This window comes from Streptomyces sp. SS1-1 (genome assembly GCF_008973465.1).
GTDB lineage: Bacteria > Actinomycetota > Actinomycetes > Streptomycetales > Streptomycetaceae > Streptomyces.
This window is the reverse complement of record NZ_WBXN01000004.1, coordinates 5519874-5543589: the sequence shown is the minus strand read 5'-3', so window position 1 is coordinate 5543589 and position 23716 is coordinate 5519874. Positions and strand designations below refer to the sequence as shown.

Here is a 23716-nt window from a genome sequence, read left to right as displayed (position 1 = left end):
CCACTCAGCGATGTCCAACTGGTGCCTCTCCCCAGTCAGACATCCGCGCGACGATGTCGGCAACCAGCTCGGCCTCCTGGGCGCGGAGGTAGAAGTGGTCGCCCTCGAAGACCCGCCACACGGCGCGGCCGGAGGTCAGCTCCCCCCAGGCGGCCAGCTCAGCGGGCACGTCCTCGGCGTCGCCGCGTCCGCCGTAGGCGGCGATCGGGGCGCGCAGCCGCACCGGGTCGGCCGGGTGGTAGGTCATCGACGCCCGTACGTCGGCGAGCAGCGCGGGCAGCACCAGCTCGCGCAGTTCGGGGTGGTCGAACACGGCCGGATCGGTCCACCCGGACGCGCGCGCCTCCCGTTCGACGGTGGCGTCGTCGAGCGTCTCCTCGGGCGGTGCGCAGCGGTGGGGGGCGTACTGGCCGGAGACGAAGAGTCCGGCCGGTCCGGGGCCGGGGGCGGCCTCCAGGCGGACGGCGAGCTCGTAGGCGACGAGGCTGCCCATGCTGTGCCCGAACAGGAACATCGGCCGGTCGGTGTAGGGGGCGAGAGCCGGGGCCACCGCGTCGGCGATCTCCACGACGGACGTCATCAGCGGCTCCGCCAGACGGTCGTGGCGGCCGGGGTACTGCACGCCGATCAGCTCGGCGCCGGTCGGCAGCCGGGCGATCCAGGGGGCGTAGGCGCTGGCGGTGCCGCCGGCGTGCGGCAGACAGACCAGCCGGACGGACGGGTCCCGGCGCGGCCGGGGCCGGCGCAGCCAGCGCGCGGCCGCGCCGGTGGTGTCCGATGTCGTGGGTGTGGTCATCGTGGGACTCCCGTCGCTCGCGCGTCTGAGGCCAGAATCCGGGTGTGCTTCTTTGCGAGGGATGTATCTGGGACGGACTTGCGATGGATAGTGCCCCGGCCGACGTGCCCGTCGCGATCGGCGGGCGCCTCGATGCGGCCACCGTCCTCGGTGGCTACCGGCACGGGCTCTTCCCGATGCACGCGGCGACGCCCGCGCACATCGAGGCGAACCACGCGCTGTACGAGGAGTCCGTCGACGCCGGGGCCACCGTGGTGCTGGACTCCCCCCTGCCCGATCCGTACGAGCTGGTCTGGTGGTCGCCCGACCCGCGTCCGGTCATCCCGTACGGCGGGTTGACCAAGCAGCGCAGCCTCATGAGGCTGTTGCGCAACCGGCTGGCGTGGACGACCACCGCGAACCAGGAGTTCGCCCGGGTGCTCGCCGAGTGCCGCCGGGACCGCACCCCCGAGTGGCTGACCACCGAGCTGTGCGCGTGCATGGTGGCCCTGCACGAGCAGGGGTGGGCGCACAGCGTCGAGGTGTGGGAGGGCGAGGAGCTGGTGGGGGGTGCCATCGGCATCGGTACCGGGGAGGTGTTCGTCCTGGACACCTGTTTCCACCGGCGCGACAACGCCTCGAAGGTGGCGCTGCTCGACATGGAGCACCGGCTCACCGGTGCGGGCGTGACCATGCTGGACGTCGAGTGGGACAGCGAGCGCAGCCGGCGGCTGGGTGCGCGGCCGGTGCCCCGCCGCACGTTCCTCGCGGCGCTCGCCGCGGGCGGTGACCGCGTGCCGCTGGCCCGCGGTGTCCAGCCGGCGCGGCGGCTGGGATTCCTCCGTACGTCCGATGCGGCGGGCGTTGCCCCCTAAACAAGTGAGTGCCGCGCGTCCGGCCCGGTGTCCAGGATGACCGGAGACCGTGTGTCTTCGTTCGACCATCGAGGCCGTGACAAGAAACGGAGTTGAGCCAGTGCCGGTCAACACCTCCAGAACCTCACTCGACGCCGGGTCCGCAACCGGTGCGCAGCCGTGCACGCCGACGCTCTCGGACCCTGAAGACGCTGTCGTGTCCCTGCCCCTGTCGGCGATCCGCGAAGGTGACTCGCCGCGATCGGCGGGGGTGGACATGGCACACGCGAGAGCGATGGCGGACGTGGAGGCGGAGCTGCCGCCGATCGTGGTGCACCGCGCGACGATGCGGGTCGTCGACGGGATGCACCGGGTCACCGCCGCCCGGCTGCGCGGGGACCGGGAGATCCAGGCGCGGCTGTTCGACGGGGACGACCACGAGGCCTTTCTGCTCGCCGTCCGGCTGAACGTCTCGCACGGCATGCCGCTGACGCTCGCGGACCGGCGGGCCGCCGCGATGCGCATCATCCGCAGCCATCCGCAGCTGTCCGACCGGTCGATCGCGTTCACGTCCGGGCTCGCCGCGAAGACCGTCGGCTCGTTGCGCCGTGGGATGGGCAGCCCTCAGGTGGAGGCGCGCATCGGCCGGGACGGGCGGCTGCGGCCGATCAACGGGGCCGCGGGCCGGCGGGCCGCCGCGCAGCTGATCGCGGAGCATCCGGACGCGACCCTGCGCCGCATCGCGCAGGAGGCCGGCATCTCGGTGGAGACGGCGCGCAGTGTGCGGGCGCGGCTGCGGGCCGGCGAGGACCCGGTGCTGGACCGGCGCACCCGTCCGGACCGGGGCGAGCGGGAGGCGGAGCGGCAGATGACGGTGAAGCTGCCGGAGGCGGACCCGTCGGCCGAGCTGCGTGCGCTGCTGGACACCATCCAGCGCGATCCGTCGCTGCGGTACACCGAGTCGGGCCGGATGCTGCTGCGCTGGCTCGGCCCGCGGGTGCTGGTGCCCGACGAGATACCGCTGTCGCTCAGTCACATCCCGCCGCACTCCCGGCTCAACCTCGGGTCGCTGGCACGGTCGTGCGCGGCGGCGTGGATCCAGCTGGCGATGGGGCTGGAGGACGAGTACGGCAGCACGGCCGCCGGCGGGATGTCCGGCTGAGGGCGCGGCACACGCTCAGGGGCCGGTGTCCGTCGGGCACCGGCCCCTCACCGTGCGCGGGCCGCCGTGGCGGCCCACGAGACCCCCTGGGGGCCGGTCAGGCTCCTTCCGGTGCGTCGAGGCGGGCGGCGAGGCCCGCCACGGTCGGGGCCTCGAAGAGCGTGCGCAGCGGGACCGTGCGTCCGAGCCCGTCCGCGATCCTGTTGACGATCGCGACGGCCAGCAGCGAGTGGCCGCCCAGTTCGAAGAAGTTGTCCCGCACGCCGACCCTGGGCACGCCGAGCACCTCGGTCCAGATGGCGGCGATCCGCTCCTCCAGCGGGGTGCCGGGGGGTTCGTACGCGGTGGTGCCCGCCCATTCCGTCGCGTCGTCCGGCCGGGGCAACAGGGCCCGGCTCAGCTTCCCGCTCGGCGTGTGCGGCAGTTCGTCCAGGGTCTGGTAGACCGGCGGGACCATGTAGTCGGGCAGCCGGTCGGCCAGGAAGGCGCGCAGGTCGGCGGCGGCGGGCGGGTGGTCCGGGTCGGACACGACGTAGGCGACCAGCCGGCGGTCCCCGTCGCCGTACCGGTGGGCGGCCACGGCGCACTCCAGCACCTGGGGGTGGCCGGCGAGGACGCTCTCGATCTCGGCGACCTCGACGCGGAACCCGCGGATCTTCACCTGGTCGTCGAACCGCCCGACGAACTCCAGTTGCCCGGCGGCGTTCCAGCGGACCTGGTCGCCGGTGCGGTACATCCGGGCGCCGTCGCCGAACGGGTCGGGCAGGAACCGCTCCGCCGTCAGCTCGGGCCGGCCCAGATAGCCGCGTGCGAGGGCGGCGCCGCCCACGAACAGTTCCCCGGTCACTCCCGGAGGCACCGGGCGCAGGCCGGAGTCGAGCACATAGGCCCGTACGTTGTCGAAGGGCCGTCCGATCGGGGGCAGGGCCGGCCATCGCGCGGGGTCGTCGCCGAGCCGGTGGGAGGTGGCCAGGTGGACCTCGATCGGCCCGTACTGGTTGAACAGGGCGCACTCGGGCAGCCGGGTGAAGAACTCCCGGATCGCCGGCGTCGTCTGCAACTGCTCGCCGGCGGTGAGCACCGCCCGCAGGGAACGGGGGAACCGGTCCAGGCGCACGGCCAGCTCGGCCATGCCCCGCAGGGCGACGAAGGGCATGAAGATCCGCTCGACGCGCTCGGTGTCGACGACGTCGAGCAGCCGCTCGAAGTCGTGCCGCACCTCTTCCTCCACCAGCACGAGGGTGTCGCCCGCGGCCAGCGTGGTCAGCATCTCCTGGTAGAAGATGTCGAAGCTGAGCGCCGCCCACTGGAGGGTGCGTCCGCGCCCGCCCGGGCCCTGGCGTAGCTGCCAGCGCACCTGGTTCAGCAGGGCCCGGTGGGACATGGCGACGCCCTTGGGTCGTCCGGTGGACCCGGACGTGTACAGCACCCAGGCGATGTGGGCGGGGTCGGTCAGGTCCTCGGGGCCCTCGGCCGCGGTCTCGGGTCCCACCTCCAGCTCCGGTGCGTCGCCGTCGGCGCCGGGTTCGCCGCCGGGCGGGCGGATCAGCAGGCGCAGCCGCGCGTCCTCGGCGATGAGCCGCCGCCGTGCGGCGGGATAGGTGGGGTCGATGGGCACACAGGCGCCGCCCGCCTTCAGCACGGCGAGGTTGGCCACCAGGACGTCGAGGGAGCGGGGCAGGGCGATGCCGACCCGCTCGTCGGGCCCCACACCGTGCTCGCGCAGGCGGTGGGCCAACGCGTTCGCCCGCCCGTCGAGTTGACGGTACGTCAGCTGTTGATCCCCGAAGACAGCGGCGACGGCGTCCGGGACCGCGGCCGCCTGGCGTTCGACCATCTGGTGCAGACAGAGGTCCTCGTGCGCGGCGCGCGGGCCGTTCCAGTCCTCCAGGACCTCCTTCCACTGGCCGTCGGACATCAGCGGCAGATCGTCGATCGGCGTGTCCGGGGTGCGGGCCACCGCGCCGAGCAGGGTGACCAGATAGCCGGCCACGCGCCGCACGGTCGCCCGGTCGAACAGGGCGGTCCGGTACTCGAGGCCGACGCTCAGCCGGCCGCTCTCCTCGTCGGTGGCGAAGAGGGTGAGGTCGAACATGGCCTTGCGCTCGTCGGGTTCGATCGGGGTGACGGTCAGCCCGTCGAGCATGTCGAACGGTTCGGCCCGCAGGTAGGTGAACAGGACCTGGAAGAGGGGCTGCACGGAAAGGTCGCGCTGCGGCCGGAGTTCGGCCACCAGGCGGTCGAACGGCGCGTGCCGGTGTTCGTAGGCCTCCAGGAGCCTCGGGCGCAGACGGCCGAGCAGTTCGGTGAAGGTGGGCCGGCCGGCGAGGTCGGCCCGGAGCACGACGGGGTTGACGAAGTGGCCGATGTTCGCCTCGATGTCCGGGCGCTCCCGTCCGTCGAGGATCATCCCCACGCTGACATCGCTCTGCCCGCTCCAGCGGTGGAGCAGGGTGTGGAAGGCGGCCAGCAGCACCATGAAGAGGGTGGCGCCCTCCCGGCTCGCGAGCCGGCGCAGCCCGTCGGCCACGTCGGCGGGGACGGGCACCTCGACGGTGTCGCCGTCGAGTTCGGCGGTGGCCGGGCGGGGCCGGTCGGTGGGCAGGTCGAGGGTGTGCGGGGCGTCGGCCAGGCGCCGTGTCCAGTAGTCCATGTGCCGTTGTGTCTCGGCGCCGTCCCGCTGGTGCTGCCACAGCGCGTAGTCGGCGTACTGGAGCGGGAGTTCGGGCAGCCCGGCGTCGGTGCCCGTGCGGTGCGCGCGGTAGAGGGCGCGCAGTTCCCGGTAGAGGTTGGCGTGCGACGGCCCGTCGAGGACGAGGTGGTACGAGCGGAAGACCAGGATGTGCTCGGCCGGCGAGAGCCGGATCAGCTCGGTGCGGAAGTTCCGCGCGACGGAGATGTCGAACCGGTGCTCGGCGTAGAGCCGCTTGCGTTCCTCCAGCCAGGTCCGCTGCTCGGGCCCGGGCAGGTCGGACACGTCCAGGAAGGTGAAGCGGGGGTCGCCGGGCGGGTCCACGACCTGGACGCCGGCCCCGTCGCGGGCGGGGAACGCGGTCCGCAGGATCTCGTGCCGCCGCATGATGTCGGCGACGGCGGAGCGCAGCGCCGTCACGTCGAGGTCGCCGGATATGCGGTGCAGCGCCGTCTGGTTGTAGGCCGCGCCGAGCAGACCCATCTGCTCCAGGAACCACATCCCCTTCTGCTGGTCGGAGAGCGGGACGGCGTCGGGGCGGGTGGCCGGGGCCGGGGGCTGTTCGCCGAGCATCGTGGCGATCACCTCGTCGCGCCGCTCCCGGAGCACGGCGAGGTGTTCCTTGCCGAGCGCGCCGGCCGGCCGGTAACGCAACGTGCCGTTCTGGAGCCAGAGTTGTACGCCGGCCGCGCGCAGCTCTTCCAGGAAGTCGGAGATCGCGATCACGTGCTGCCCCTTCTCGGCGGACCGTCAACGAGTGCTGAGCGGGCGCAGGTCGGTCCAGTGCCGCGCGACGTGGTCGAGGCACGCCTGACGGCTGTCCTCGCCGTGGACGAGCCGCCACCCGGGCGGCACGGGCAGGCGGCTGGGCCACAGGGAGTGCTGTTCCTCGTCGTTGACGAGGACAAGGAAACGGCCTTCCGGGTCGTCGAAGGGGTTCATCTCGACTCCTCACTCATCAGGGGGGTGGACGTTCCGGCCGGGCCGGCCGCGTGGCCGTCCCCGGTGTGTCCGCGGGGGTGGACGAAGGGCAGCAGCAGGCCGGCCATCGCCGTGGTGATCAGCGCCATCAGGACCAGGAGGGCGTACAGGCGCTGGTCGAGCAGGCCGGTCTGGAGACCGATGGCCAGGACCACGAGTTCGGTCAGGCCGCGGGTGTTGACGAGCAGGGCCAGGGCGGTGCTGGGCCGCCGGGCCACGCGGGCGAGCCGGGCGGCCGTGTAGGTGCCCGCCATCTTGCCGCCGACCGCGACGAGCAGGATCAGGAGCAGCAGGCCGAACTCCTGTGCGTCCAGGCCCGACAGGTCCACCGCGAATCCGGCCACCACGAAGAAGGGCGGCAGAAGCACGGTGCGGTCCACGCGCTCGACCCAGGGCAGCACGCGTTCGCGCAGGTCGGAGGCGCCCGCTGCGGGCATCACCGCGCCGAGCAGGAACGCGCCGAAGATCTGGTGCAGCCCCATCCAGGAGGTCGCGGCCGACGACAGCCACAGGGCGCCGGCGAGTGCCGCGGTCAGCCCGGCGGCCGTGGCGATCCGGGCCGCTCCCCCGCGCTCGCGTGCGGCCGGGCGGCGGGCCGCGAGCCGGGCCAGCGCCGGGCGCACCACGCCGACGAGCAGGGCCACATAGGGCACGACGAGCAGCATCCGCAGCGGCGGGGCGTCGCCGTGGGACAGGGCGACCAGCACCGAGAGCACGGACCAGGCCACGACGTCGCCGACGGCCGCGACGGCCAGCGCCAGACCGCCGATCGGCGTGTCGATGAGCCGGCGGTCCGTCAGGATGCGGGCCAGCACGGGGAAGGCGGTGACCGACATGGCCGTGCCGACGAACAGGCAGAACAGCACCGCCTCCCGTCCGGCGCGATCGGCGACGAGTGTGATCGCGAAGAGACTGCCGAGGACGAACGGCACGAGGACGGAGCCGACGGACAGCGGGAGCACGATCCGGCTCCGCCCGCCCAGCGGGCTGTCGGCCAGGTGCAGTCCGACCAGGAACATGAAGACGCAGACGCCGACCTGGGCGAGCGACGAGAGGGCCGGGCGGATGTCGTCCGGGAACAGGGCGCGGGTCAGCGCCCCGTCGAAGAGGGTCGGCCCGAGCAGAATGCCGCCGGCGATCTCGCCGATCACCTGGGGCTGCCCGAACCGCCGGCACAGCCGGCCGAGGGCCCGGGCGACGGCGGTCGTCACCACCAGTGCGAGGAGCAGTTCCGCAGCCGTGCCGACAGCCACCGGTCCGTCCCTCCGCTCGGCCTTCGTGTGAGCGACAGTAGGCAGGACGCCGACGGCGGCGCAGTCACGTGAACCGGCGACAGATTCACGAGGTGGTTCGAAACTCAACCGTTTTCCCGGCCCGGGCGTCACGCGTACTCCCGGAGAAACGCGAGAGGCGAAGCAGGCGATCCTAAGGTCGTCCTGAAGTGGGGGTCCATGTCCCCGATTGGGGCGACGCGCGTACCGGCCTGAAGGATCTGATAATCGCAAGCAGCCGTCGATCACGGCACCTTGTTCGATAAGTTAGACCTTCCGGAGGCCGGTCTTGGGCGGGACCTAGCTCCGCCCTTGCTGGCTGCACGATGGAGAACACCATCCAGGTATCTACGGGGGAACATTGCTTCGCGTCGATGCGCTGATCAGCAGCCCGGTCTATCTCGTCGGCCTCATCCAGATCCTTTCGTCCGAGGGGATCAGAATCGTCTCCACCCGCCGGTCCTCGGCCGAGCAGATCTCCTGGCTCGCCGACGCGGCCCTGATCGACGAGGACGCCCTCGACGGGCCGGGCGGGCTGGACGACATCGCCGAAGCCGCCCGCACGACCGCGGTCCTCGTCCTCCTGAACAGCTGGTCCCTGCCGGCGGAGGAGTACCTGCGGGCCGGAGCGATCGGTGTGATCCACAAGAGCCAGTCGGGCGAGAGCCTGGTGTCGGCCGTGCGCACGGTGACCGCGGGCGATCAGGTGCTGCCCGAGGGACATGCCGCGAACTGCCCCTCCGAGCGCCCCGACCCGCTCACCCTGAACCTGTCGGCGCGCGAGGAGCAGGTGCTCAGCCAGATCTCCCGGGGCCTGACCCACGGGCAGATCGCGACCAGGCTCGGCATCAGCCCGCACACCGTCGACACGTACGTCAAACGCATCCGCGCCAAGCTCGGCGTCGGCAACAAGGCCGAGCTCACCCGCGTCGCGCTGCTCAGTCAGCTGGCGAGTCCGGTGGCCTGACCACCGACCGAGACGATCGCCCCGGAGGCAGCGTGCACCCCCACATCCACACGCCCGACCCACCGACGCTGGCCGCCCTGCACGCCGTCGAGCACCGCAGGCAGCGCGCTCTCGTCGAAGCCGATCTGGCCACGCTGGACGAGATCTTCGACGACACCCTCGTGCACACGCACGCGCACGGCATCACGCACACCAAGGCGCAGCTCCTCGCGCACACCGCCGCCCGGCGGCCCTATCTCGGCATCAGCCGCGGCGAGCTGCTCGTGCGGCTGGTCGGTGACGTGGCCGTCATGACCGGAGCGCAGACCAACCGGCTGCGCACACCGGACGGCGGGGCGCGCACGCTCACCGGCGTCGCCACCCAGATCCTGCACCGCCACGACGGTGGCGACTGGCGGTTCATCAGTTTCCAGATGACCCCCTCCACCGCGCAGAAGTGACGTTTCGTCCCCCGCGCTCCCGACGGCGGGCCCACTCAGGAGGTACGCATGTCCGACACCGGCACGGCTCCCGGTGACCACCCGCCGGACCGAGGCCATCTGCCACCCGTCACGTACGGGGTGCGGCTCGTGGGCAGGACCGGGGTCACCAACCCGTCCGGTGCGGGCCTGGAGCGGCACATCTGCGACGTGGCCGCCCACGGCGACCGCGCCTTCCTGACGGCCTACCGCGAGCCGACCTGCGAGCGCACCGGCGCCTACGTCATCGACATCTCCGACCCCGGGGCGCCCGCCGAGATCCCGGACGCCTTCCTGGAGACGACGCGGGGCAACTACGTGGGCGAGGGCCCGGGCGTCATCGAGATGGACAACGAGCACTTCAGCGGCGTGCTGTTCATCCACGGCAACGAGATCTACGCGCAGGCCCACGCCCCGGACCCGACCGGACCGCGCCAGCGCGGGGGCATCAACATCTGGGACATCACCGACCCGGAGAACGCGCGGCTGCTGACCGCCCACGCCGGCGACTACACGGAGGTCGACGGCTCCCCGCTCGACCAGGCCGTCGAGGTGTACTACGTCTTCCCGTGGACGAACGACCTCACGGGGCGCACGTACGTCGCCGCGGTCACCGTGAAGGTCACCACGGACATCTGCATCATGGACATCACCGACCCGCGCGAGCCCAGGGTGGTCAACCTCCTCGACCTGAGGGTGCCGCCCTTCGGCGTGGCGCAGGAGTCCCCTGCGGGCCTCGACTCGGTGTTCGCCCACGCCGTCGAGGTGCGGCGCAGGGGGGACCGCTACATCATGGGCGCGACCTACTGGGACGGCGGGTACGTGCTGCTCGACGTGACCGACCCGACGCCGGGCAACGTGTCGATGATCGCCCAGTCCGTGTACGCCGACGTCGACGAGGAGCGCGCCAAGCAGGGGGAGCGGGTTCCGCCGGAGGGCAACGCCGAGCACTGCGCGCTCTCGCCCGACACGCGTTTCCTGGTGGGTGCCGACGAGAACTACGAGGCGGTGCGCCTGGTCGGCAGGATCACCTCGGGGCCGCACGCCGGCCTGGAGTTCAGCGCCGCGTGGAGCCCGGACACCGCGCCGGTCGACGAGGTGCACGGCATCTCGGGCACCCCGACCTTCGTCGGCGGCGGGTGTCCGGGCACCGTTCCGGCCGGGCGGGGCATCGCCCTCATGGAGCGGGAGGCCTCCCTGCTGACGGCGGGTTCGAACCCCGGGTGCTCGTTCCAGGAGAAGCTGGACTCGATCGCCGCGGCCGGTTACTCGGCCGGCATCGTCTTCAACCGTCAGGGGCCGGACGCGCTCCACCAGTACCCGACGTCGGCCAAGGGCCCGATCCCGCTCATCTTCGTCAACCGGCTGACCGGCCTGCGCCTGCTCGGCGTCACCGACGTGACCGAGGAGACCGCCGGTTCGACGGCGACGCCGGCCGAACCGGAGGTCGCCTCGATCGACCTGCGGCCGGTGTTCAACGGGTGGGGCTATCTGCGGCTGTTCAGGACGGACGTCCCGGCCGGCGGTCCCGCCGTCCTCCGGCAGATCGACACGTACGCCATCCCCGAGTCACAGGACCCCAAGTACGCGACCGGGTTCGGCGACCTGTCGGCCTCGCACGTCGCGATCGACCCGGACCGGCCCCTGGTGTACGCCACCTTCTACTCCGGAGGGCTGCGGGTGCTGAGCTACGGCGACGACGGCCTGCGCGAGGTCGGCTCCTACTGCGAGCCCGGCGTCGACTTCCTGGGCGTCGTGGTCCACAAGATCGCCGGGAAGACATACGCCCTGGTCACCGACCGGAACTACGGGCTCTACGTCTTCGAGGTGTGACAACGGCACGAGGGGGCGGGTCCCGGCCGGGACCCGCCCCCTCGTGTGCCTGTGCCCGGACCCGGGGTCTACGGCCAGGCGAGGCAGAAGGGGTGGCCGGCCGGATCGGTGTAGACCCGGAACCCGGTGCGGGCGCCGGGATCGTCGGCCGACTTCACCAGTTTTCCGCCCAGCTCCAGCACCCTGGCGTGCGCTGCTTCGAGATCGTCCAGATAGAAGTCGAGATGGACCTGTTGCGAAGAGGCGTCATCCGGCCACACCGGCGGCACATGATGTGGCGCGAATTGAACGGCCAAATGCCAGTCACCGTCGACCCAGATGTTGTGCCAGGTGTCCTTCGCCTCGACCGTGCCCTCGAGAAGTCCCGCCCAAAAGGCGCTTTCCGCGTCAAGATCCGCTGTCTCGAAAACGATGGTCCGGCGTCTGAATTCCACGACCCACTCCCTTTCCGGCCGAGCGATGATCGAGCGGGCATCATTCTGGCGTCCCCGTCCCGTGAATTGCAGCCGTCCCGGTGCCCCACATTCTGGGGAGCCCCGGCGGCGGGCACGGCCCGGGTGATCTCCGGGACGCCGGACGCGGCGGGCCGTTAGGGTCGGCCCATGTCCAGCCCTGGAGACGTACCCGCCGGCATCCTGGACCGGCTCCGCCCCCTGTGCCGGGCCCTGCCCGAGTCGTACGAGGAACCGGCCTGGATCGGCGTGCGCTGGCGCATCCGCGCCCGCACCTTCGCGCACGTCTACAGCCCGGACACCGACCGCTACCCGGTCTACGCGCCGTACGCGGGCCCGGACGAGGCCCCGGTCGTGATGACGTTCCGCGTTCCCGTCGACGACCTGCTCGGGCTGACCGCGCCCGGGTTCCCGTACTTCCGGGCGGACTGGGGACACAACGTGGTGGTCGCCGTGCTCGACGAGCGCACCGACTGGACCGAGGTGACCGAACTGGTCACCGACAGCTACCGGTTGATGGCGCCCAAGTTCCTCGCGGCCCGTCTGCCCCCGCTTCCCTGACCGGCGACGGGCGCGGTGTCCCAGGTTCACGGGGCGCAGCGCGCCTTCCCTTTCGGCCAGGGTTTCCTAGGATCCGATCATGCCTCGACTCCTCGTGCGTTCCCTCGCGTCGATCGCGGTGCTCGGGCTGACCGCGGTCGCCGGCGCCACCGCCCCCGAGGCGTCCGCGGCGCCCCGCGCGCCCCACGTCCGCGGAGTGGGCACGGTGCCGGTCTACTCGTACGCGGACGCGGTGCGGGAGAGCGTCTGGGTGACCACGCCGCTGGACAACGACGAGGACGGCGTGCCCGACAGGATCGCGGTGGACGTGGTCCGCCCCCGGACCGGCGGGACGCGGGTTCCGGTCATCATGCAGGCGTCGCCGTACTACAGCTGCTGCGGCCGCGGCCCGGAGAAGCAGGTCAAGAAGTACGACGCGGACGGCACGATCGCCGGTCAACCCCTGTTCTACGACAACTACTTCGTGCCGCGCGGATACGCCGTGATCGCCGTGGACATGGCCGGGACCGGGCGGTCGACGGGATGTACGGACACCGACGGACGCGAGGACACCCTCGGCACCAAGGCCGTGATCGACTGGCTCAACGGCCGGGCGGAGGCGGTCCACGCCGACGGGTCACCGGCCGACGCGACGGCCTGGACGAACGGCCGGGTCGGGATGGTCGGCCGGTCGGCGGACGGAACGATCGCCAACGAGGTGGCGGCGACCGGTGTCGAGGGCCTGAAGACCGTCGTGCCGATCTCGGCCACCTCCAGCGGGTACGACTACACGCGGCACAACGGCGTGGTGGTCGCGCCGGACTCCAATGAGGAGCTGTTCCACATGGTCAGCTCCCGGCCCGCCGAGGCCTGTGAGCAGGTCCTGCGCTCGCTCGACGCCGGCAGCGACGACGCCACCGGCGACTACAACGCCTACTGGGCCGAGCGCGACGTGCGCCCCCTCGCATCCAAGGTGCGGGCGTCGGTGTTCCTGGTGCACGGGCTCAACGACGGCAATGTGATGACGGATCACTTCGCACGGTGGTGGGTGGGGCTGAAGGTCCCCCGCAAGCTGTGGCTCACCCAGGCGGGGCATGTCGACCCCTTCGACTACCGGCGGGCCGCGTGGGTGCCCACGCTCCACCGGTGGTTCGACTTCTACCTGCAGGGACTGCCCAACGGCATCGACCGGGAGCCACCGGTGAGCAGGGAGACGTCGCCGGGCACCTGGGTCGACGGGCCGTCCTGGCCGGCTCCGGGGACGCGCGAGGTCACGGTCCCGCTCGGCGACGGCGACGGCTCCACCGGTACCCTCGGTGGCCGCTCCGGCGGCGAGCGCGTGTGGACGGACGACCCCGACCTGTTCGAGGACGCGGCGACGGCGGACCCGAACCGCCCGGTGGCCGGCCGTGCCGTCTTCCTGTCCGCGCCGCTGTCCCACGACATGCGGCTGTCGGGACACCCGTCCGTGACCCTGCGGGTGAAGGTGGACCGGCCGACGACCGAACTGACCGCCCGGCTCGTGGACTACGGGACGGCCGCGCGCGTCAACACCGTCTATCCCGCCGAGGGGGTGCGCACCCTGGACACCCGCTCGTGCTGGGGCGCCTCCACACGGGACGACAGCGCGTGCTACCTCGACAGCGCGCAGGACGTGGTGACCAGCGACCGGGGCATCCTCACGCGGGGCTGGCAGGACGCCGCGCACCGGGTCTCCCTGCGCTTCCGGGTGCCGCTGCGGCCGGACCGCTGGTACACGATCACGGTGCCGATGCAGGCCACCGACCAGATCGTCCGGGCCGGGCACGTCCTGGGGCTGGTCCTGCAGCAGAGCGACCTGGAGTACACGACCCCGGCGACCACCGGGGCCACCGTCCGCCTCGACCTGGGCGCCAGTTCGCTGAGCCTGCCCGTGGTGGGGGCCGCACGCCTGCCACAGCCCGGGGCGAAGGCGCCACGGGTCACGGCGAGCGACACCACCGGCCGCCACGACGCCCCGCGGCGGATCCGGCCGGCTCCCTGACACGAACGGCGTTCCCGGGGCGGCCCGCGCGGTGGTGCGGGGAAGGGTGCCCCGGCGCCGCCGTGCCCGGACCCGTGCGGCGTCGTGGCAGGTCATTCCCCCACCCCCGGCGTCCGGGTCTAGCCTGCTGAAGCACTGCTCCAGACACTGTCTGACCGCGCATTCGACACAGTTGGACACGGTGGCGCCGCCCCGTTCCCCGCGCGCGATCCCCGCCCTTTCGGATACGGAGGCAGGCGATTCATGACCCATCCATGCGTACACCGGCTGATCGAGGCGCAGGTGGCACGGACACCGGATGCGCCCGCGGTCGTGTCCCGTGCCGGAGTGCTCAGTTACGCGGGACTCGACGAGCGGGCCACGCGGCTGGCCGGACGACTCACGGCGCGGGGGATCCGCCCGGAGACACGGGTCGCGCTCGCCGTCGAGCAGTCGGAGCGCTGGCTCGTCACGCTGCTCGCCCTGTGGAAGGCCGGCGGGGTCTACGTCCCGCTCGACGGCGCGCTGCCCGCCGCTCCCGCGGCCGCGATGCTCGCCGACGCGGGCGTGGAGCTGCTGCTGCGCTCCGGGGACGGTCCCGTCCCGGCCTCGTCCGGCGTCCCGGTCGTGGAACTGGCCGAGCTCGACGGCGCGGAACCCGCCGCGCCGGCGCCGCCGGAGATCCGGCCGGACAACCTCGCCTACTGCATGTTCACGTCCGGTTCCACCGGCAGGCCGAAGCCCGTCGGGGTCCCGCACTCCGCGCTGGCCGCCCACGCCGTCGCGATCCGGGCCGAACTGGATCTGGGGCCGGCGGACCGCGTCCTGCAGTTCACGTCGATGGTCATCGACGCCTCCCTGGAGGAGGTCCTGCCGGTCTGGCTCGCGGGCGGCGCCGTCGTGCTGCCGGACGGGCCGAGGCCGACGAGCGTCGAGCTGACCGCGCTGATCGAGAGGCGCGGGGTGACGGTGGTGAGCCTGCCGACCGCCTACTGGCACCAGTGGACGGACGACCTGCGGGACGGCGTCGTGACGCTCCCCGCGTCCCTGCGGACGGTCTTCGTCGGCGGTGACAAGATCCGGATGGACAAGTTCGCCGCGTGGACGGACGCCGTCGGCTCCCACCCGGTGCGCTTCGTCGCCGACTACGGCCCCACCGAGACCACGATCAGCTGCACCACGTACTGGCCCGACCCGGACGACCTGCCCGACGGCGTCTCGGCCATGCCCATCGGACGGCCCCTGCCCGGCATGGACGTCCGCCTGCTCGACGAGAACCTGGAACCGGTGACCGGCGAGGAGCCCGGGGACGTCTGGATCGCCGGGGCCGGCCTGGCCCGCGGCTACCTCGGTGCCCCCGCCGCGACCGCCGACCGGTTCTGCCCGGACCCGTTCGGACCCCCCGGCACCCGTATGTACCGCACCGGTGACCGGGCCGCGCGTCTGCCCGACGGGAACCTCCAGTTCCTCGGCAGGTCCGACCGCCAGGTGAAGATCCGCGGGTACCGGATCGAGCCGGGACAGGTGGAGAACGCGCTGCGGGCGTGCCCCGGGGTCCGGGACGCCTTCGTGGTCGCGGCCGACGACCCGGTCGCCGGGGCCCGGCTGATCGCCTACGTGGAGACGGACCCGGCGCCGGGTGCCCGGGACGCCCTGCGCGCCGAACTGGCGGACCGGCTGCCGGCCGTGATGGTGCCGGGCACCCTGGTGCTCCTGGACCGCATCCCCCGCTCCCCGCTGAGCGGCAAGGTGATCCCGGCCCAGCTCCCCGAGGCCCCGGCGGACATCACGGCGGAGCCCGGTCCCGCGACCGTGACGGCCCAGGAGGAGCTCGTCGCGAACCTGTTCGCCGACGTCCTCGGGCGGGCTCCGGGCGTCGGCGAGGACTTCTTCGCGGCGGGCGGCGACTCCCTGCGCGGACTGCAACTCCTCAGCCGTGTCGCGCAGGCCACCGGGGCGGCGCTCACCTTCGACCAGCTGCGCTCGGCGCCGACGGTGGCGGAGCTGGCCGCGCTGGTGGGCGAGGCCCGGGGGCACGCACCGGGAACCGGGGCCGTCACCCCGTCCGGGGAGCACGGCGAGTGGCGGCCGGCGTCCCGCGGCCAGGCGGCGCTGTGGTACCTGGACAAGCTCCACCAGGGCGCGGCCTCCTACTCCGTCCCGCTCGGGTACTGGATCTCCGGTCCGCTCGACGTGGACCGCATGGACGCCGCGCTGACCGAGCTGATGACCCGTCATGAGGCCCTGCGGACCGTGCTGGTGGAACGCGAGGGGCGGGTCCTGGCCCGGCTGCTGCCGCCGGCGCCGGTCCGCACCCGGGTGACGGAGGTTCCCGACCGCGCCACCGCCACGCGCCGGGCGGAGTCGGACGCGGCCCGGCCCTTCGACCTGTCCGCCGGCCCCCTGCTGCGCTCCTCGTGCTACCGCGTCGACGAGGACCGTCACCTGTGGCTGCTGAACGTGCACCACAGCGCCTTCGACGCCTGGTCCCTCGGTGTGTTCTGGCGCGAGTTCGCCGCGCTGTACGAGGGGCGCCGGCTGCCGGAGCCCACCGTCCGGTACGCCGACCACGTGGCCTGGCAGGAGACCTGGCTGGCGTCCGAGGAGGCGGCGGAACAACGACGGTACTGGTCGGAACGGCTGTCGGGGGACGCTCCGCCGCTGGAGCCGGGGCGGCCGACCGGGGCGCCCGGCCCGGCGGGGTTCTCCCTGCCGCTGCGGCTCGGCGGAACGGGTCCGGTCCGGGTGGAGGACGTGGCCCGGGCCTGCGGCTCGACCCCCTTCGGCGTGCTGCTCGCCGCCTTCTTCGCCACGCTGCACCGGATGAGCGGCGGCGCCGACGACATCGTGGTCGGGGTCCCGATGGCGTGCCGGGGCCGGGCGGGCACCGAGGATCTGATCGGGTACCTGGTGAACACCGTCCCCGTCCGCGTCGGCTTCACGCCCGGGATGAGCTTCCGGGACCTGGTGGAGCGCACCGGCACGGCGCTCACGGAGGCGCTGTCGCGCCAGGAGCTGCCGTTCTCCGAGATGACCGACGGCATCACCCAGGGCGGGGACGGCGCGGAGAACCCGGTCTTCCAGACCATGTTCGTGCTCCAGTCCACCCCGGTGGACGACGGCGGCGTGATCGACGGCCTGGAGGTCACCGAGCAGCTCGTCCACTCGGGCACCGCCAAGATGGCGCTGACCTGCACACTGCGGCTGGACGGCGACGGCGTCACCGGTGAGGTCGAGTACGCGGCGCGCCGCTTCGACCGGCCGTCCGCCGAACGCTGGACGGACGCCCTGACGACGCTGCTGGAGTCGGCGCTCGCCCGGCCGTCGACGCGGCTGGCCGAACTGCCCCTGCTGCCGCCCGCCGCCGCGACCGCGCAGCTCACCGCGATCAACGCCGACCACGAGGAGCGCGGCGCCGCCGCGACCCTGCTGCACGACGGTTTCCGCGCGCAGGTGGCCCGCGACCCGTCCGCCGTCGCCGTGCTGGCCGGTGACCGGGCCGTCGGCTACGCCGAACTGGACGCCAGGTCACGGGCGGTGGCAGCCGCTCTGCACGATGCCGGCGCCGGTCCCGAGTCGCTGGTGGGGATCTGCGTGGACCGCTCCGTCGAGTCGGTCGCCGCCGTGCTCGGCGTGCTGCGCGCGGGGGCCGGGTTCGTGCCGCTGGACGCCGGCTTCCCCGCCGAACGGCTGCGCTGGATCGCCCAGGACTGCGCGATGGCCGCGGTCGTCGCCTCCCGGGTGCCGGCCGGGCTGGAGGGCGTGCCGGTGGTCGATCCGGCCACGGCCGCGCGGGCGGACCTCGAGGAGCCCGGACTCCACCCCCGGAACACGGCGTTCGTCTACTACACGTCCGGGTCGACGGGCCGCCCCAAGGGCGTGGTCATCGATCACGGCTGTGCGGCGTCGCGGGTGGAGTGGATCGCGCGGCACTACGCGCTCGGGCCGGGTCACCGGGTGGTGCACAAGACTCCGCTGATCTTCGACGTGGCGATCTGGGAGATCTTCGCGACGCTGGGGGCCGGTGCGACGATCCTGGCCGCCGAGGCCGGCACGGAGACGGACGTGCCGTATCTGGCCGGGCTGCTGGCCGCCCCGGACACCGTCCTGGCGCACTTCGTGCCCTCGATGCTGGACATGTACCTGGCCACGGCCTCCGCGGCCAAGTACCCCTCCCTCGACCGTGTGCAGACGTCCGGCGAGGCCGTGCCCGCCGCGTTGCTGCGCCGCTTCGCCGCCCACTTCGACGTTCCGCTGGACAACGCGTACGGCCAGACGGAGACGTCGGAGGTCGCGCTGTGGAGCGGCCGGGAACGGCCGGACGGCGGCGGCGTCCCGATGGGCCGGGCCGTCAACGGCTACCGGCTGTTCGTGCTCGACGAGGCCCTGCGGCCGGTGCCCCCGGGCGTGGTCGGCGAGCTGCACGTCGCGGGCGTGGACGGTCTGGCGCGGGGCTACCTCGGCAAGCCCGGCCTGACCGCCGAGCGGTTCGTCCCCCACCCCTGGCCGGTGACGCCCGGCGAGCGCCTGTACCGCACCGGTGACCTGGCCGTCCGCGACGAGGACGGCCTGCTGCACTACGCCGGGCGGGCCGACGGCCAGGCCAAGGTGGGGGGCGTACGGGTGGAGCCGGGCGAGATCGAGGAGGTCCTGCGCACCCACCCGGCCGTCGAGCAGGCGGCCGTACGCATCCGCGAGGACCGGCCCGGCGCCAAGGAGATCGTCGCCTATCTGGTGGGACCGGACGCCGAGGTGCCCGCCGTGGCCGAGCACGCCGCCGACTACCTGTCCAGGTATCTCCTGCCGACGGCGTACGTGAAGCTGGCCGCGCTGCCGCTCACCCCGTCCGGGAAGGTCGACCGGCAGGCGCTGCCCGCGCCGACGGCCGAGGACCGGGCGGCCCGCGCCGGCGTCTCGGAGGCGACCTCGCTGATCGAGTCGCAGCTCGCCGAGGTCTGGTGCGAGCTGCTGGGCGTCGAACAGGTCGGCAGGCGACAGAACTTCTTCGAGGCGGGCGGCAGTTCGCTGTCGGCCCTGCAGATGCTGCACCGGGTGAAGACCCGCTTCCGGGTGACGGTCACCGTACGGCAGTTCTTCGGCGACCCGACGATCGCGGGAGTGGCCGAGCACGTGGAGAAGGCACTGGTGGCCGAGTTGGCCGCGCTGTCCGACGAACCCGCCGCGCACCGCGGCGACCAGGAGGAGTGAGCCGATGACCACACTGGACGCGGAGAAGCAGCGAAAGCTCCTGCGGCTGCTGCGCGAGCGCGGCGACGAGCACGGCGGCCCGCACATCCCGCCGGTCCCGCGGGGCACCCCGGTGCCCCTCAACCCGCCCCAGGCGCGGATCTGGTTCTCCTGCCGCCAGTACCCGGACACCAGTGAGTACAGCCTGCCGGAGATGCGGACCGTCGACCGGGCACTCGACCTGCCGGCGCTGCGCGCGGTCGCCGCGGAGCTGATGAACCGTCACCACGCCCTGCGGGTCCGGATGTTCGAGCTGGACGGCGTACCGATGCAGCAGGACGACGGCCCGATCGAGCCGCCGGTGACCTGGCACGACCTGCGGCACCTGCCCGCCGACGAGGCGCAGGCGCGCGCCACGGCCGCCGGCAACGAGGCGGCCCGGCGCCCGTTCGCGCTCGACGGCCCGTGCTTCTTCCAGATCATCGGGTTCGCGCTGCCGGGCGACCGGACCATGCTGGCGCTCAACTTCCACCACATCGTCATCGACGGGCTGTCCCGGGCGATGGTCGTCGCCGAGCTGGACGCGCTGCTCGCCGGCCTGCCGCTCGGCCCCGCCCCGTCCGTCGGCTTCCTCGACTACGTGGCCTGGGAGCAGCGGCAGAACGACGAGGCGGCGGTCGCGGGCGACCTGGCGTACTGGACCGGCAAACTCGCCGGGGACCTGCCGGTCCTGGACCTGCCGAAGGACCGGCCCCGTCCGGCGGTGTCGAAGCGGACCGGGGGCACGGTGCCCCTCTCGGTCACGGCTCCGGTGCTGTCCCGTCTGCGGCGGCTGGCGGCGGACGAGGGCGTCACCCTGTTCGTCGTCGTCATGGCCGCGTACAAGGTCTTCCTCGCCCGGATGAGCGGGCAGCGCGACGTCATCGTCGGCGCCCCGCTCGCCGGCCGGGACCACGAGGTCGCCGAGTCGATCGTGGGGTGCTTCGTGAAGTCGGCGCCGCTGCGGACGGACCTGAGCGGTGACCCCACGTTCCGCGAGGTCGTCCGTCAGGTCCACGAGACCGTCCTGGAGGCCCACGACCACCAGGCGGTGCCCTTCGACCGGGTGGTGGCGGAGCTGGCGCTGCCGAGGCTTCCCGGAGTGCAGGCGGTGTTCCAGACCATGGTGAACGTGCAGTCGGCCGGAGCGGCCGACAGCGGCCTCGGCAGCGAGCTGGACACGAACGCCGCGATGTGGGACCTGGCCGTCAGCCTGTTCACCGACCAGGAGGAGATGAGCGGCGTCCTGGTCTACGACGCGGATCTGTTCGACACGTCGACCGCGGTGCGCTTCGCCGCCCATCTGGAGACGCTGCTGGCCGAGGGCGCCGAGCACCCCGACGCGCGGGCGTTCGAACTGCCCCTGCTGACCCCGTCCGAGCGCGAGAGCCTCCTGCGCGCGTCGGCGGCGTCCGGCGGGCCGGACCTGTGCCACCGGTCGATGGCCGAGCCCTTCGAGGAGCAGGCCCGCTCCACCCCGGACGCCGTGGCCGTGCGCGCCGGCGAGGAGGCCCTCAGCTACGCGCAGCTGGACGCGCGCGCCGACCTGCTGGCGTCCGCCCTGCACCGTGAGGGGGTCCGCCCCGGCGACGTCGTGGCGCTGTGCCTGGCCCACGGCACCGGCGAGATCGTGGCCCGGATCGCCGCGGCCAAGCTCCACGCCCCCTACACGGCCGTCGTGCCGGAGCTTGTGGCGGAGGCGGAGCCCCGGGTGGTGGTCACCGACGGGGTGACGGCGGACCAACTGCCCCCGGGGCCGTGGGGCGTGGTCTCCCTCGCGGACGCCGGGCGGTGGGCCGCGACGGAACCCGGCGGGCGCCCGGTCGTGGACGGAGCCCCCGATCTGCTACGGCTGGTCCGCTCCCCCGGCCTGCCCGGGCCGGTCGCCCAGCCGGTGTCGATGGCGCTCGCCGACGTCGAGGAACTGCGGCGGCGACACCCTTTGGAGGCCGGGGAGACGGTGCTCGTGGACTCCCCCGAGCGGGCGTGGTGGCCGCTGTCGGCCGGTGGCACGGTCATGCTCTGCCCGCCCCTCGTGCACAAGCGACCCCGGCCCGTCGAGGCGCACCTCCCCGCCGACGGCGTCACCACCGTGTGGACGACGCCGTCGGTGCCGTCCACCGATCCGGGCACCGCTGCGCGCCGGGTCCTGTGCGACGGCGAGCCGGTGACCGTCGCCGGGGTCCCGGGCGAGGTCGTCGCCCGGCGCGAGAGGCCGGAGACCGGCGCGCTCGCCCAGGGGGGCCGCCACGCCCTGTACGTGCTGGACGAGTCTCTGGAGCCGGTTCCCCTCGGCGTGGTCGGCGAGTTGTACGTCGGCGGCGGGGAGGAGTGCCTGGCGCGCGGCTACCACGGGCTGCCGGCCGCGACCGCGGAACGGTTCGTCGCCGACCCTTTCGGCGTGCCCGGCGCCCGCATGGTGCGCACCGGCGAACTCGCCCGGCGCCGGGAGAACGGTGTGGTGGAACAGCTCGGACCGGCCGGCCGGCAGATCGGCGTGCACGGCATGCGCGTCGACCGGGCGCTGGTCGAGTCGGCCCTGGCCGACCAGGGGGGCGTGGCGCTGTGCACGGTCACGGCGACCGCGCAGGGCTCCCTCGCCGCGTTCGTCGTGCCCACGGGCGACCGTGAGCTCTCGGCCCGGCGGCTCACCGAGGGCGCCGCCCGGCGCCTGCCCGACTACCTGGTGCCGGACAGCGTCACCGTGGTGGACGCGATCCCCCGCACGGACGACGGGGGCGTCGACGTCGACGCGCTGCTCGCCCTGCGCACCGAGGACGCGCCCGCCGAGGAGGAGGAGTTCACCGCCCCGGCGAACGAGCTGGAGGCCCGGCTCGCCGCGATCTACGCGCGGCTGCTGCGCCGGGACGCCGTGAGTGTCACCGACAGCTTCTTCGACCTGGGCGGCCACTCGCTGCTGGTGTTCAAGCTGATCGAGGAGTGCGCGGCCGAGTTCGGTGTGCAGCCGTCGGTCCAGGACGTCTTCACGAACCCCAGGATCCGCGATCTGGCGGCGACGCTGAGCGCCGCGCAGGCGGCCCCGGTGCCCCGGGACAACCTGGTCGGCCTGGCGGAGAGCCCCGGCGCGCCGCTGATCGTGTTCGTGCACGCGGCCAGTGGGTCCGTGCTGCCGTTCCACGAGGTGGCGCAGCGGCTGCGGGGCGAGTTCTCGGTGTACGCGCTCCAGTCGCTGGCGGACGACCCGGCGGCGACCGTCGAGGAGATGGCCGCGCGGTACGTGGCCGCCGTCGACGCGGTGCGCGGTGTCGCCCCCGTCGTCCTCGCCGGCTGGTCGATGGGCGGCTGTGTGGCGGTCGAGATGGCCCGGATCTGGCTGCTGCGCGGGGAGCCGGTCGCGGCGACGCTGCTGCTCGACACCTGGGCGCCGCCCTCGTTCATGTCCTCGGAACGGGAGGCCGCCCAGGTGCGGAACGCCTGCCTGGCGCTGGACGTGCTGCGGCTGGAGGGCGCGGACGAGGGCGCCGCCGAGGCCCTGGCCGGGCTGACGGACATGGTCGAGCGCAACCGGGCCGCGTTCCTCGACTACTGGCCGGAGTTCTTCCCGGGCGAGGTCGACCTGCTGCGCGCGTGCGACCCGCTGCCCGCGGGTGCGCCCGCCTTCCCGGCGGGCTACATGGACGACGACCGCGGCTGGCGCGCCTTCGTCGCCGGGCTGGACACCACCGAGGTCGAAGGCGGCCACCTGAGCCTGTTCGACACCGAGCACGTGGACGGCCTGACGGCGGCCATCCAGGGCGCCGTCGGCCGCCGTCTCGGCTACGAGGAGATCTGAGACGCGGCTCCGGCCCGCAGCTCGGGGTACATCGAGCCGTCGTACGCGGCGGCGACCTGCTTCATCGGCTCGGCGGCGATGTCGCCGGGCTGGTAGGTCCACCAGTTCACGAGGACCGTCAGCCGTTCCCGGGGTTCGGGAGCGGCCGGCGCCTCCCGGGGCAGTCCGACATCGGCGCGGCTTCCCACGGCGTGCCACAGGTGCCCGGGGAAGGTGACGTACAGGTTCTCGGCGGGCAGGACGAACTCCCGGTCGTCGGCGTCCGGTGAGGGCTCGCTCCCGAAGACGAGCAGCGGCCCGTCCGCCACGTCGTTCAGGTACATGACGCTGGACAGGGTCGGGGACACCAGCTCCCCCGTGCCCGGGTCCTCCCCGATGTCCCGGTGCAGCCCGAACTCGAAGTTCGACGCGTACGGCGACGTGAGCCGCCCGAGCCACCACTCGACCCCCGCGGCCGCCTCCCGCACGCGCGCGGGGATGTGCCGCACGAGGTGATCGCGCACCGCCGTCTCTACCAGGTTGCGCGGCGGGGTCCCGAGCGCGTACCAGAAGGTGTAGTGGTAGGGGTTGCGGCCGCCGAGCCGGTCGGGTCGGGTGGCCATCGCGACGGCCGAACGCAGCTGGTCCAGCGTCTCGTCGGGGAGCGCCTGCGCGGTGTGAGCGATGAGTGCCATGGTCCGCACGTTACGAGGCGGTCCGGGCTGTGGTCG

Annotated in this window: 15 protein-coding genes; 9 read left to right on the top strand and 6 right to left on the bottom strand. The window is 73.2% G+C overall.

Features of this window, described 5'->3' with window-relative positions; genetic code table 11:
* Window positions 1-4: 4 nt before the first annotated feature.
* Entirely contained in the window at window positions 5-796 is a 792-nt protein-coding gene (locus tag F8R89_RS26780; protein WP_151786336.1) for a thioesterase II family protein, read from the bottom strand.
* A gap of 83 nt (window positions 797-879) precedes the next feature.
* Here F8R89_RS26780 and F8R89_RS26775 point away from each other — a divergent pair, with 83 nt between their 5' ends.
* Both F8R89_RS26775 and F8R89_RS26770 read left to right on the top strand, forming a co-directional pair.
* Window positions 880-1650 (top strand): leucyl/phenylalanyl-tRNA--protein transferase, encoded by a 771-nt coding sequence (locus F8R89_RS26775; protein WP_151786335.1) that lies wholly within the window; start codon window positions 880-882, stop codon window positions 1648-1650.
* A gap of 256 nt (window positions 1651-1906) precedes the next feature.
* A complete protein-coding gene (locus tag F8R89_RS26770) occupies window positions 1907-2791 on the top strand; it encodes a ParB/RepB/Spo0J family partition protein (protein ID WP_225994498.1) in 885 nt (294 codons plus the stop codon).
* A 97-nt stretch (window positions 2792-2888) separates the two neighbouring features.
* Here the strand turns inward: F8R89_RS26770 and F8R89_RS26765 are convergent, their stop codons facing one another.
* Genes F8R89_RS26765 through F8R89_RS26755 form a run of 3 tightly spaced genes read right to left on the bottom strand, consistent with a single transcriptional unit; the run spans window position 2889 to window position 7717 of the window.
* Window positions 2889-6209, bottom strand: coding sequence for a non-ribosomal peptide synthetase (locus tag F8R89_RS26765; RefSeq protein WP_151786333.1), 3321 nt, complete (start codon window positions 6207-6209; stop codon window positions 2889-2891).
* Between the two features lie 24 nt (window positions 6210-6233).
* Window positions 6234-6425, bottom strand: coding sequence for an MbtH family protein (locus F8R89_RS26760; RefSeq protein ID WP_108709107.1), 192 nt, complete (start codon window positions 6423-6425; stop codon window positions 6234-6236).
* Window positions 6422-7717 (bottom strand): cation:proton antiporter, encoded by a 1296-nt coding sequence (locus F8R89_RS26755; RefSeq protein WP_151786332.1) that lies wholly within the window; start codon window positions 7715-7717, stop codon window positions 6422-6424. The genes F8R89_RS26760 and F8R89_RS26755 overlap by 4 nt, the downstream gene beginning before the upstream one ends.
* A gap of 379 nt (window positions 7718-8096) precedes the next feature.
* Between F8R89_RS26755 and F8R89_RS26750 the strand changes: the two genes are divergently transcribed.
* The 3 genes from F8R89_RS26750 to F8R89_RS26740 are packed head-to-tail and all read left to right on the top strand — an operon-like array spanning window position 8097 to window position 10993.
* Window positions 8097-8702, top strand: coding sequence for a response regulator transcription factor (locus F8R89_RS26750; RefSeq protein ID WP_225994497.1), 606 nt, complete (start codon window positions 8097-8099; stop codon window positions 8700-8702).
* A 32-nt stretch (window positions 8703-8734) separates the two neighbouring features.
* Window positions 8735-9142, top strand: coding sequence for a nuclear transport factor 2 family protein (locus tag F8R89_RS26745; RefSeq protein WP_225994496.1), 408 nt, complete (start codon window positions 8735-8737; stop codon window positions 9140-9142).
* Window positions 9143-9190: 48 nt separating this feature from the next.
* Window positions 9191-10993: a hypothetical protein gene (locus F8R89_RS26740; protein WP_151786330.1), complete on the top strand. Its 1803-nt coding sequence runs from the start codon at window positions 9191-9193 to the stop codon at window positions 10991-10993.
* A 68-nt stretch (window positions 10994-11061) separates the two neighbouring features.
* Here the strand turns inward: F8R89_RS26740 and F8R89_RS26735 are convergent, their stop codons facing one another.
* Window positions 11062-11427: a VOC family protein gene (locus tag F8R89_RS26735; RefSeq protein ID WP_151786329.1), complete on the bottom strand. Its 366-nt coding sequence runs from the start codon at window positions 11425-11427 to the stop codon at window positions 11062-11064.
* Window positions 11428-11595: 168 nt separating this feature from the next.
* On the opposite strand from F8R89_RS26735, the gene F8R89_RS26730 reads away from it, so the two are divergent.
* The 4 genes from F8R89_RS26730 to F8R89_RS26715 all read left to right on the top strand — a co-directional run bounded on the left by F8R89_RS26730 (window position 11596) and on the right by F8R89_RS26715 (window position 23006).
* Window positions 11596-12006 (top strand): MmcQ/YjbR family DNA-binding protein, encoded by a 411-nt coding sequence (locus F8R89_RS26730; protein ID WP_151786328.1) that lies wholly within the window; start codon window positions 11596-11598, stop codon window positions 12004-12006.
* Between the two features lie 79 nt (window positions 12007-12085).
* Entirely contained in the window at window positions 12086-14008 is a 1923-nt protein-coding gene (locus F8R89_RS26725; RefSeq protein ID WP_225994495.1) for a Xaa-Pro dipeptidyl-peptidase, read from the top strand.
* Between the two features lie 243 nt (window positions 14009-14251).
* Window positions 14252-19195 carry a non-ribosomal peptide synthetase gene (locus F8R89_RS26720; protein ID WP_151786327.1) on the top strand — a complete coding sequence of 1648 codons (4944 nt, stop codon included), beginning with the start codon at window positions 14252-14254 and terminating at the stop codon, window positions 19193-19195.
* Window positions 19196-19199: 4 nt separating this feature from the next.
* Window positions 19200-23006 carry a non-ribosomal peptide synthetase gene (locus F8R89_RS26715; RefSeq protein WP_151786326.1) on the top strand — a complete coding sequence of 1269 codons (3807 nt, stop codon included), beginning with the start codon at window positions 19200-19202 and terminating at the stop codon, window positions 23004-23006.
* Here the strand turns inward: F8R89_RS26715 and F8R89_RS26710 are convergent.
* Window positions 22991-23680, bottom strand: a complete 690-nt coding sequence (locus tag F8R89_RS26710; protein WP_151786325.1) for a hypothetical protein — start codon at window positions 23678-23680, stop codon at window positions 22991-22993. The two genes, F8R89_RS26715 and F8R89_RS26710, sit on opposite strands and share 16 nt — an antisense overlap.
* Between the last annotated feature and the right edge of the window lie 36 nt (window positions 23681-23716).

Excerpts from the sequence above, each read along its gene's own strand:
- F8R89_RS26715 (WP_151786326.1), top strand. The coding sequence starts at position 19,200 with ATGACCACACTGGACGCGGAGAAGCAGCGAAAGCTCCTGCGGCTGCTG.
- F8R89_RS26775 (WP_151786335.1), top strand. The coding sequence starts at position 880 with ATGGATAGTGCCCCGGCCGACGTGCCCGTCGCGATCGGCGGGCGCCTC.
- F8R89_RS26760 (WP_108709107.1), bottom strand. The coding sequence starts at position 6,425 with ATGAACCCCTTCGACGACCCGGAAGGCCGTTTCCTTGTCCTCGTCAAC.
- F8R89_RS26730 (WP_151786328.1), top strand. The coding sequence starts at position 11,596 with ATGTCCAGCCCTGGAGACGTACCCGCCGGCATCCTGGACCGGCTCCGC.
- F8R89_RS26725 (WP_225994495.1), top strand. The coding sequence starts at position 12,086 with ATGCCTCGACTCCTCGTGCGTTCCCTCGCGTCGATCGCGGTGCTCGGG.
- F8R89_RS26710 (WP_151786325.1), bottom strand. The coding sequence starts at position 23,680 with ATGGCACTCATCGCTCACACCGCGCAGGCGCTCCCCGACGAGACGCTG.
- F8R89_RS26770 (WP_225994498.1), top strand. The coding sequence starts at position 1,907 with ATGGCACACGCGAGAGCGATGGCGGACGTGGAGGCGGAGCTGCCGCCG.
- F8R89_RS26720 (WP_151786327.1), top strand. The coding sequence starts at position 14,252 with ATGACCCATCCATGCGTACACCGGCTGATCGAGGCGCAGGTGGCACGG.
- F8R89_RS26780 (WP_151786336.1), bottom strand. The coding sequence starts at position 796 with ATGACCACACCCACGACATCGGACACCACCGGCGCGGCCGCGCGCTGG.
- F8R89_RS26740 (WP_151786330.1), top strand. The coding sequence starts at position 9,191 with ATGTCCGACACCGGCACGGCTCCCGGTGACCACCCGCCGGACCGAGGC.